Source organism: Rhodococcus sp. IEGM1428, from assembly GCF_050321865.1.
Lineage (GTDB): Bacteria > Actinomycetota > Actinomycetes > Mycobacteriales > Mycobacteriaceae > Rhodococcoides.
Window position 1 is genome coordinate 143,547 of the sequence record NZ_JBNQFW010000002.1, and the last position, 10,847, is coordinate 154,393.

The 10,847-nt window shown below is 64.8% G+C and carries 7 protein-coding genes and 1 pseudogene; 7 read left to right on the top strand and 1 reads right to left on the bottom strand.

Annotated elements, in window-relative coordinates; genetic code table 11:
• The gene (locus ACQR3T_RS09175; protein ID WP_032378619.1) at positions 1 to 1,506 is read right to left on the bottom strand and encodes a PucR family transcriptional regulator; all 1,506 of its coding nucleotides are present in this window, start codon (positions 1,504 to 1,506) and stop codon (positions 1 to 3) included.
• A gap of 147 nt (positions 1,507 to 1,653) precedes the next feature.
• On the opposite strand from ACQR3T_RS09175, the gene ACQR3T_RS09180 reads away from it, so the two are divergent.
• The 7 genes and pseudogenes from ACQR3T_RS09180 (at position 1,654) to ACQR3T_RS09210 (ending at position 10,682) form a co-directional block, all read left to right on the top strand.
• Positions 1,654 to 2,520, top strand: a complete 867-nt coding sequence (locus ACQR3T_RS09180) for an FAD binding domain-containing protein (protein ID WP_094620269.1) — start codon at positions 1,654 to 1,656, stop codon at positions 2,518 to 2,520.
• A gap of 2 nt (positions 2,521 to 2,522) precedes the next feature.
• Positions 2,523 to 2,996, top strand: a complete 474-nt coding sequence (locus tag ACQR3T_RS09185; RefSeq protein ID WP_032378620.1) for a (2Fe-2S)-binding protein — start codon at positions 2,523 to 2,525, stop codon at positions 2,994 to 2,996.
• Positions 2,993 to 4,345: an 8-oxoguanine deaminase gene (locus ACQR3T_RS09190; RefSeq protein ID WP_032378621.1), complete on the top strand. Its 1,353-nt coding sequence runs from the start codon at positions 2,993 to 2,995 to the stop codon at positions 4,343 to 4,345. Before ACQR3T_RS09185 ends, ACQR3T_RS09190 begins: the two co-directional genes overlap by 4 nt.
• Complete coding sequence (locus ACQR3T_RS09195; protein WP_230594619.1) at positions 4,342 to 6,666, top strand: xanthine dehydrogenase family protein molybdopterin-binding subunit; 2,325 nt, start codon at positions 4,342 to 4,344, stop codon at positions 6,664 to 6,666. The genes ACQR3T_RS09190 and ACQR3T_RS09195 overlap by 4 nt, the downstream gene beginning before the upstream one ends.
• A 109-nt stretch (positions 6,667 to 6,775) precedes the next feature.
• Positions 6,776 to 8,220, top strand: a pseudogene (locus tag ACQR3T_RS09200) (NCS2 family permease).
• Position 8,221: 1 nt separating this feature from the next.
• Complete coding sequence (locus ACQR3T_RS09205; RefSeq protein ID WP_428693186.1) at positions 8,222 to 9,304, top strand: XdhC family protein; 1,083 nt, start codon at positions 8,222 to 8,224, stop codon at positions 9,302 to 9,304.
• 157 nt (positions 9,305 to 9,461) lie between these two features.
• A complete protein-coding gene (locus ACQR3T_RS09210; RefSeq protein ID WP_428693187.1) occupies positions 9,462 to 10,682 on the top strand; it encodes an MFS transporter in 1,221 nt (406 codons plus the stop codon).
• The last annotated feature ends 165 nt before the right edge of the window (positions 10,683 to 10,847 follow it).

Below are 10,847 nucleotides of genomic sequence, written 5' to 3' on the forward strand. Positions count from 1 at the left end.
TCATCTCAGCCGAAGTGCCAAGTAGAACTCGATTCTGTCCTCCAACCGCGACAGGTCACGGCCGGTGAGTTCCTCGATGCGCTGCATTCGGTACCGCACAGAATTGACGTGCATGTGTAGTTGTTCGGCGCATCGGGTCCAGGCACCGTTGGTGTCGAGGTAGACCGACAGCGTGGCAATGAGATCGCTGTTGTGCTGATCGTCGTACTCCGTCAGTGGATCGAGAAGCCTCGAGGTGAACATTCGGCGGACGTCGTCGGGCACATTTGCCAAAAGTATTGTCAACGTTGCCAATTCGTCATGACCGACGACACTGCAGTCCGCGCCCCGCCCCTCCGCCAGCCTACGAGCGTAGCGCGCTTCTTCGATTGCGCTTCTGATGTCGGCGGCCGCGGTGGGAGCACTGACCCCGATGGTGGTGCCGCTGCCGATCAATCCCGGGGTCACGGACTGGACGGCACGTCGAACGGCGTCGGTCTTGTCGGTGCGCGCCTCCACCACAGCAATGGCCTCGTTCTCGACGACTCCCAGCGTGATGTCGAGAGGTGCCAGCAGTTCTCGTAGCAGCGGCCGCAGCTCACCGAGCCGGAGCGTCTCCCCCGAGGTAGCGGCAACGATTGCCGCATAGCGTGTTTCGGTATCGAGTCCGATGACGTGCATCTGCGCCAGGATGTCCGCCGGTGTCGCGCCGCCCACGATGGACCGAACGAATTCCTGAGCCAGGATGCCCGATCCTGACACGCGTTCGTCGACGCGACCGCGTTCGACGGCGACGATCGACGCCAACTGCCCGGCGAGCGACGTCCTCGGGACATCCCATGTCTGCCAATCACTTTCGAAGGCAACGAACCAGTCCACGACACGTGGGGTGGCCTCCCCGTCGACCGGAAAGATCGACACCCGCTGCGTTCGGCAGTACCGCGGCAGACGTACCGACGTCATGAACTCCCGCGCGACGGCCGCAGTGTCGGGCGGGTTCTCGGATCCGGCGAGAACACGTCCCGACGAGGTGACGACCCAGCACTTCATACCCAGATCGGAACTCACCATCTCCAACAGCGGCCCCAGGCCGCCGCCGGGTCCGGCGCTCGCCACGAGGCGTCGATGCCGGTCCAGCACGAGGCTCAGATCCGACGCCCGCGCCGTCGAGAGCTGCCGGACGACACTTTCGGTGACCGTGGCGAAGGCGATGTCGGCCGGCACTCGAAACAGCGGCAGACCGTGTTCGCGGCAGGCGTCGACCAGGTCGTCCGGCACAGCACCGCCGTCGGAGGCCGCCAGCGCCGCGATTCCGGCCTTGGACACCGCCCGCACGAAGGTTCTCGAATCCTCCGGGCCCGCCCGCCACATCAAGCCGGTCAACACCAGTTCGCCGCCGCTGAGGTAACGGCTCGGATCGAGCATGTCGGTGGTGACGACCCACCTGATCGTCGGGTCGAAATGCTCGGGAGTCACGATCGGCTGCAGCTTCAGATCGGGGAGATCGGCCAGATCACGCAGTCTCACGGTGCCATCGACCTCCTCTTCGTATGATCCTCCAAAACCTACACTGTGATCGGCGTCATACTTCGTCGTTCCTGTCCCTCGTTCGCGGTACTCCCGGCGGCTGTACTGGGTGAACACGAAATATGGACAGCGAGCGGAGCACCGAACATGGATTTCCTGCGACCACAGACCTGGAGCGACGCGTTGGCCGCAAAGGCCGACGACGTCGACGTGGTGCCCATTCAGGGCGGCACCGACGTCATGGTCGAGATGAATTTCGATCTGCACCGGCCGGGCGGACTGCTGGATCTGAACCCCATCAGCGAACTCACCGAATGGCAGCAGCTACCCGACGGATCGCTTCGGGTGGGGGCAGGCGTGCCCTACGTCCGCATCATCGCCGAGCTCGGAGGCAAACTTCCCGGCATCTCACAGGCGTCCCGCACCGTCGGTTCCCCGCAGATCCGCAATCGCGGCACCGTCGGGGGCAATCTCGGCGGAGCATCTCCTGCCGGTGACCTGCACGCACCCTTGCTCGCTGCGGGCGCGACCGTAGAAGTGGAATCGGCCGCACGCGGCGTACGGATGATCCCCGCGACCGAGTTCTACCTCGGCGTCAAACGCAACTGCTGCGAGCCCGACGAGCTGATCCGTGCGTTCCACGTCATGCCGGCGGCGGGACCTCAGTACTTTTCCAAGATCGGCACTCGCAACGCGATGGTCATTGCGGTGTGCTCGTTCTCGATCGCACTGTTTCCGCAGGAGGGCCGCGTCGGCACCGGTCTCGGCTCCGCTGCGCCGACGCCGCGTCGGGCTTACGATGCCGAGAACTACCTCGCGGCCGAACTCGACTGGGACGGTGCCCTCGATCCGCGGGTGTCCGAGGAATTCGGCCGATTGGTCAGTGCGGCAGCAAGTCCCATCGACGACGTACGAGGCACTGCCGATTACCGCAAGCACGCCCTCTCCGTGATGGCCCGGCGCACGCTGGGTTGGGCATGGCGAGACCTCACAGCCGCACGGAAGGTGGCCTGAACATGCGAGTCAATTGCACCATCAACGGAAAAGACATGGAAGCCGACGACGTCTGGGAGGGCGAGAGTCTGCTGTACCTGTTGCGTGAGCGCATGGGGCTTCCCGGATCCAAGAACGCGTGCGAACAAGGTGAATGCGGATCGTGCACGGTCTATCTCGACGGTATCCCGGCCTGCGCCTGCCTGGTGGCGGCCGGACAGGTCGAGGGTCGTGAGATTCGTACCGTCGAAGGACTCGCCGACGGCGACAAGCTCGACCCGATGCAGGAGGCGTTCGTCGAGTGCGGAGCCGTCCAGTGCGGCTTCTGCACCCCGGGACTCGTAGTCCAGGCGCACGATCTCATCGAACGCGTTCCCAACCCGTCGGACGTCGAGATTCGCGAATCTCTCGCCGGAAACCTCTGCCGCTGTACCGGATACGAGAAGATCCTGGACGCCGTGCGGCTCGCAGCAACCCGAAAGGCCGAAGCCAAATGACCACCGTCATCTCGGGTGCGTACATCGCCCCGATCGTCGGCGACGAAATCCCGAACGGGTATCTCGTCGTCGAGGGCACCACGATCAGCGCCATCGGATCGGGCCCGGCACCGATCATCGCCGGGGCCGAGACGATCGATGCGTCCGGCTGCCTCGTCACCCCCGGCCTGGTGAACACTCACCACCACCTCTACCAGTGGGCCTCTCAAGGTCTGGCCAAGGACAACACCCTGTTCGAATGGCTTGTTGCACTGTACAAGCCGTGGTCCAAGATGGACGCCGAGGTGGTCGGCGGTGCTGCCGCAGCCGGGCTGGGATGGCTGGCGAAGTCGGGGTGCACCACGAGCACCGATCACCATTACATCTTCCCCAAGGGCCGAGGCGACCTCTTCGCCGCCGAGATCGATGCGGCACAACGCATCGGCGTCCGATTCCAACCGTGCCGCGGCTCGATGGACCGGGGCGTGTCCGACGGCGGTCTGCCACCGGACGAGGTTGTCGAATCGCTCGACGACATCCTCACCGCCACCGCCGAGGCCATCGACACCTATCACGACGCCTCCTTCGGTTCCATGCTCCGGATCGCGGTCGCACCCTGTTCGCCTTTCTCCATCAGCAAAGAGCTGCTCGTGGAGTCCGCCGGGCTTGCTCGCGCCAAAGGTGTTCGGCTGCATACCCACCTGGCCGAGACCCTCGACGAGGAGGAGCACTGCCTCGCTCAGATGAACTGCACCCCGGTCGAGTACATGGAACAGGTCGGCTGGCTCGGTGACGACGTGTGGTTCGCCCACGCAGTCCACTTGCACGACTCCGACATCGCGAAGATGGCGGCCACCGGCACCGGCACGGCCCACTGCCCGAGTTCCAATGCACGTCTGGGCGCAGGCATCGCCCGAATCTCCGATCTACTCGCGGCCGGCGCACCCGTCGGCCTCGGTGTCGACGGCTCCGCCTCGGCCGAGATGGTGCCGCTGGCCGGCGAGGTCCGCCAGGCAATGTACATGCAGCGAGCCAAGTACGGTCCCACGGCACTCACGGCGCGTCAGGCACTCGAGATCGGAACCATCGGCGGCGCAACGGTACTGGGACGCCAGAGCGAGATCGGTTCGCTCGAGGTCGGCAAGCTGGCCGACCTAGCGATCTGGCGCACCGACGGGTTCTACTCGGCGGTGGACGATCCGGTCGTGGCATTCGCGTACGGGCAGACACCACCGCTGGCTCGCTTGATGGTGGGCGGACGAACGATCGTCGAGAACGACGTTCTGACCAGTGCACCGCAGGACGAAATAGGCCGCGCCGGAGCCGATGCGCACCGTCGCCTGATGAAACTCGCGGAGGACGTGCTGTGAGCGCCCCGACCACTACACCCCGGCAAGCTCCTGCCGACATTCCGGCACCAGGGCGCGGCCGCGTCGGCGACAGCCCTCTGCGGCCCGACGGTACGTTGAAGGTGAAGGGCGAGTTCGCATATTCGTCCGACCTATTCATCGACGGGATGCTCTGGGGCGCAACGCTTCGCAGCCCGCATCCCCGAGCGAAGATCGTCTCCGTCGACATCTCGAAGGCGCTGGCAACACCCGGCGTCGAAGCCGTACTCACGCACGAGGACGTGCCGGGACGTAAGTGCTTCGGCCTCGACCACACATGGGACCAGCCGGTGTTGGCCTTCGACGAGGTGCGGCACGAGGGTGAACCGATCGCGCTCATCGCCGCCGACCATCCCGAGACCGCCCGGCGCGCAATGGAAAAGATCGTTGTGGTCTACGACGTGCTCGAGCCCCTGACCGATGCCCGCCGCGCAGCCCTGGATCCGGAATACCCGAAGGTGCAGGAACGCGGCGGAGTGGCGCGGCATCAGCCGGTCCGCGTCGGCAACGTCGCCGCCGCTCGGGCGACCGCGGACGTCATCGTCAGCAGCGACTTCGCCGTCGGGATCCAGGACCAGGCATTTCTCGGACCGGAATCCGGACTGGCCGTGCCGGCCGAGGACGGCGGAATCGACCTGTATGTCGCAACGCAGTGGATGCACAACGACCTTGCACAGATCGGCCCGTGCCTCGGTCTGCCCGAAGAGAAGATCCGGATGACGCTCGCCGGCGTAGGCGGAGCATTCGGTGGCCGCGAGGACCTCTCGATGCAGATCCACGCCGCGATGCTCGCCATGCACACCGGCAAGCCCGTCAAGATCGTCTACAACCGCTACGAGTCGTTCTTCGGTCACGTGCACCGCCACCCGGCGCAGATGCACTACGAGTACGGTGCGACCAGCGACGGCAAGCTGGTGTTCGCAGACGTCGAGATCATCCTCGACGGCGGCGCGTACACCTCGGCCACTCTGAACGTCGTCGGCAACGCGGCTTCGCTCGGGGTCGGACCCTACATCATTCCCAACATCGAGATCGATGCGTACGGGGTGTACACGAACAATCCGCCATGCGGTGCGATGCGTGGATTCGGCGCAGTACAAGCATGTTTCGCGTACGAGTCGATGATGGACAAGCTCGGTGAGGCCTGCGGCATCGGACCGGTTGCGATCCGCCAGATCAACGCCGTCAGCCAGGGCTCGATCCTGGCGACCGGCCAAGTGATCGAAGCGCCTGCGCCGCTCGCCGAGATGCTCGCCCGAGCCGAAGCGATGGAACTACCTGCCCCGCTGGATGCGTCGGACATCCGGAATCTGCCGGGTGGGGCGTCCCAGACGACCCACGGCGAAGGCGTCGTGCGGGGGATCGGCTACGGCGTCGGAATCAAGAACATCTGCTTCTCCGAGAACTACGACGACTACTCGACTGCTCGCGTCCGCCTCGAGGTGATCGGCGGCGAGGCAACAGCATTGGTGCACACCGCCGCCGCAGAGGTGGGACAGGGCCTGGTGACGTTGGAAGCTCAGATCGCCCGCACCGAACTCGGAGTCACCAAGGTTGTCATCCACCCGGCCGACACCAAGGTCGGCAACGCCGGATCGTCCTCGGCGTCACGGCAGTCGTACATGACCGGTGGTGCCGTCAAGACTGCCTGCGAGGCCGTCCGTGAGGCGGTGTTCGTCCTGGCCGGCCTGTACCTCGGCCGCGCCGTGGCGGACCTCAGCCTCGACGGCGGCAAGATCGTTTCGGCCACCGACGGTGTGCTGGCGACGATCGAGGATGTGCTCGGCGACCGAGTCATCGAGCAGACACGCGAATTCCACCATCGCCCCACCAGCGGAATGGATCCGGTCACCGGGCAGGGCGCGAGCCACACCCAGCTCGCCCTGTGTGTCCACCGCGCCGTGGTGGACGTCGACGTCGATCTGGGGCTCGTGAAAGTGGTCGAGATGGCCGCTGTTCAGGACGTCGGCAAGATCCTCAACCGTCTCTCGCTCGAGGGCCAGATCCACGGCGGCACAGCCCAGGGCCTCGGCCTTGCCGTGATGGAGGAGATCGTCGTCGTCGACGGTTTGGTGAAGAACCCGTCGTTCACCGACTACCTCATCCCGACCATTCTCGACATGCCGCCCATGAAGCTGGACATTCTCGAGAACCCGGATCCGTTGGCACCCTACGGCCTTCGCGGCGCGGGCGAGCCACCCACGCTGTCGTCGACGCCCGCCGTCGTCGCTGCCATCCGCAACGCCACCGGACTCGCCTTGACCCGAGTTCCCGTGCGACCCGAACACATCGTCAACCCCTGATTCATTCGATGAGACCTTCTCCAGCACAGCGCGACCCGAGGCCAACTCCCCCGGCACGGTCACCGTCACACGCTGGGACAAGGTTGATCACGCCCTGGGAGGGCCGATCATGACCGATGTACACACACCCAGCACTCGCAAAAGCGGACGAGGTCGATCTCAGATCGACAAGTTCTTCGATATCACCGGCCGAGGCTCTTCGGTATCGCGTGAGATCCGCGCGGCGGCGTAACCACTTTCGTTGCAATGGCGTACCTCATCGTTCTCATTCCGCTGATCATCGGCGACGCTCGCGACGTCACGGGCGCGACACTCGACGCAGCGCAGCTGTCGACGATGGTCGCACTGTCCGCCGGCCTGACGACGATCCTGATGGGCGTGGTCGGTAACGCACCCCTCGCCATGGCAGCGGGACTCGGCGTGACACCCATCGTGGTGTTCCAGGCGGCCCCCTACATGACCTGGCCGCAGGCGATGGGGCTGGTGGTGCTCGAGGGCGTCGTCATCGTCGTCTTCGCCCTCACCGGCATTCGGCAGCTGATCATGGACGCGATACCGCTCGTCCTCAAGCAGGCGATCGGCGTCGGAATCGGAGCGTTCATCGCCCTCATCGGGCTGGTCGACGCCGGGTTCGTCGGCCACCACGAGGCGGCGGCAACCGCTGTCACCCTCGGTACTTTCGGTAAACTCGCGGGCTGGCCGGTGTTCGTGTTCTGCGTCGGCCTGATCCTGATGATCATGCTGTTCGTTCGGAGAGTGCCCGGCGCGATGCTGATCGGCATCTTCGTCGCCACCAATCTTGCGATCATCTTGAACTCGGTGTTCGACATCGCCCCGGAGGCGTGGGGTCCGGTGGTACCGAAGGTGCCCGATTCCATTGTCGCCACACCGCAATTCGACCTGCTCTTCAACGTCGACCTGTTCGGCGGGTTCGCTCGGGCCGGTGTCGTCACGGCCTCGGTGGTGCTGTTCACGCTCGTGCTCTCGGGTTTCTTCGATGCCATGGGCACCATCCTGGGCGTCGGCGAGGAAGCGGGCCTGGTCGACAAGCAGGGCAGGATGCCGGGATTGAGCCGCATCCTCACCGTCGACGGCATCGGTGCCATCGTCGGAGGTGCGATCAACGGATCCGCCAACACTGCCGTCGTCGAGTCCGCTGCCGGCGTCACCGAAGGTGCTCGAACCGGTCTCGCGAGCGTCGTCACCGGCGGACTGTTGACCAGCCTGATCTTCTTCACCCCGTTGGCCGGGGTGGTACCCGTCGGTGCAGCAGCCCCCGCGCTGGTTCTGGTGGGCGCGCTGATGATGACGCACGTACGCAAGATCGACTGGGAGAACACCGAAATCGCGATCCCGGCCTTCCTGACAATCGTGCTGATGCCTTTCACGTACTCGATCACCGTGGGAGTCGCGGCGGGTGTCATCTCGTACACCCTGGTTCGACTCGCCAAAGGCAAAGCACGCCAGACACATTGGCTTCTGTACCTGATGTCGGGAATCTTCCTGGTCTACTTCGCCCTGCACCCCATCGAAGAAGCATTGGGAATCTCGTAACGTGAAAGAGATCGTCGATCGTCTGACCGCCTGGGACCACGCCGGTGTTCCCTACGCGGTGGCGACGGTCATCGCGGTATCCGGAAGTGCTCCACGGCTTCCGGGTGCCGCGATGGCGGTCTGCGCCGACGGAGAGGCCGTCGGCAGCGTCTCCGGTGGCTGCGTCGAAGGCGCGGTGTACGAGCTGTGCCTGCAGGTACTCGAAACCGGCGACTCCAAGCGAGAGTCGTTCGGCTACAGCGATATCGACGCTTTTGCGGTCGGCTTGACCTGCGGGGGAGTGATCGAGGTGTTCGTGCGCCTCGGTCCTCCGCGGGCCGTGCTCGCGGCCATCGCGTCGTATACTGCCGTGGCCACGGTGACGATGCTCGACGGCTCCGGGCAGTCCCTCGCGGTCTCGTCCTCGGCGACCATGGGTACGACCGGTTTTTCGGACGTCGACGCAGTGGTCGTGGGTGAGGCGCTGGCGATGTTGGACTCCGGGGGCACCGGCATCCGGTCGGTGCGCTGCCGGCCGGACCTCGACGTGTTCGTGCAGTCCTACGCCACCGCCCCGCGGCTGCTGATCTTCGGGGCCATCGACTACGCCGGCGCACTCGCCCGGGTGGGCAAGTTTCTCGGGTATCACGTGACCGTGTGCGACGCTCGCCCCGTATTTGCTACTACTGCACGGTTTCCCGACGCCGACGATGTGATCACCGAATGGCCGCACAGCTACCTGGCGCGGACGGCCGTCGATGCCCGAACGGTGATCTGTGTACTCACCCATGACGCCAAATTCGATGTGCCGCTGCTCGAGGTCGCTTTGCGACTGCCGGTGGCGTTCGTAGGGGCAATGGGATCGCGTCGGACCCATGAGGATCGCGCGGCCCGGTTGCGTGACGTCGGGTTGACCGAGCAGGAGCTCGCACGCTTGAAATCGCCGATCGGCTTGGACCTGGGTGCGAGAACTCCGGAGGAAACTGCGCTGGCTATCGCGGCAGAATTCGTGGCCGCGCGACGCGGGGGTAGTGCGTTGCCATTGACACGCACCGACGGCCCGATCCACCACGACGGGGCGTTGGCGGACAAGAAGTTTGCGTAGGCGCAGCTGTGCCGAACCAGCGGAATCGCAGTCCGGCGATGTTTGACGTCGATCACGCAGCATGGTTTGCTTCTGCTGGTCACAGTTGATGCCGTAGCGCTCCTGCCCGTCCGGGAACGTAGGCACCTGATTCCGATAGGGCGACCGCGAGGCCGTCATGTCGTGTCGTGTTCGTACCCTCCGCTCGTCACTGGCGTTGTGGGTAATTTTTTTCGTCAACGGTGCGGTTCTGGCAAGTTGGGCACCACGAATTCCGCAGGTCATCTCTGCACTTCACCTTTCCGACGGCCAGATCGGCTGGGCGCTATTGGGTGTCGCCGCTGGTTCCGTCCCTGCCTTGGCCGGGGCCGCGCGCCTGTTGCGAACCGTGTCTGCGAAACCTGTATGCGTCACCACCTCCGTCACGTTTGCTGCTGCGCTGCCGCTGATCGCGCTCGCGCCCAACGGGTGGGCACTCGGCGGTGTTTTGGCCGCCCTCGGAGCCGCAGGCGGATGCTTGGACGTCGCGATGAACAGTGCCGCGATCGAATACCAGAACTGCGTCGGATCGCGAATCCTCTCCCGCCTCCACGGCGGTTACAGCCTGGGCGCACTCACGGGTGCCGCGTCGGGTGCTGTCGCCTCGATATTCGATGTAGGTGTACTCGAGCATTTCGCTGCAGTCAGCATCGTTCTGCTGGTTTTGGCACTTGCGGCGTCGAGCTCGCTGCCGTCGTCGAGTGTTTCGCGCCCACCCGTCGAGGACAACACAAAGAGACGAACCATCGTGAAGCGCTGGGGCCCGGTGCCGGCGATCCCCGCATCGATCGGAATCATGGCGGTTGCAGCCCTCCTGCTCGAAGGCACAATCACCGATTGGTCGGCCTTGCTTGTTTCCCGAGACCTCGGCGGTGGCGCGACAGCCGGAGCGGTAGCAGTAGTGGTGTTCAGCAGCTCGATGTTCATCTCGCGTAGCTTCGGTGATCTGATTGTCGATCGGCTCGGCGCAGCAAGGACGGTGTGGTGCGCGGCAGCAGTGGTCTCGACCACCACGCTCGTCGGACTGTCACTGCAGTCCGAACCATGGCTCGCTGTTGCGGTGATGGCTTGCAATGGAATTGCCCTGGGCCCCTTGTTTCCGATGCTCATCACCGAAGCATCTCGCCGCAGCAATGTAGGGGCTGCAGTGGCGACTGCGCGAGTGAGCGCTATCGGGTACGCCGCGTATCTTCTCGGGCCTCCATGCGTGGGATTTCTCGCCGAGCACATCAGCCTCTCGACGTCTTTCGTCCTTCTCACCTGCATGAGCTCGTTTGCACTGGTACGCGCATCGAAGACGTTGCGCAGCAACGACAATCCGTCCAAACCGTCTTCTTGCTCGTCGAGCTGGTTTCGATGACCACGGACATCGTGGACGGCGTGGCCGCGACAGGTACGTGAGGACCTGAGGCATCGGACTTGACGTCGACAGGCTGCCCGCCCGCGCGGCCGATACGTTGGCCGGGCTACTGCGCCGCGCGGGAGCAGGCGTGCCAGTGACCAACCCGACGAGCTGTGCCGAGAT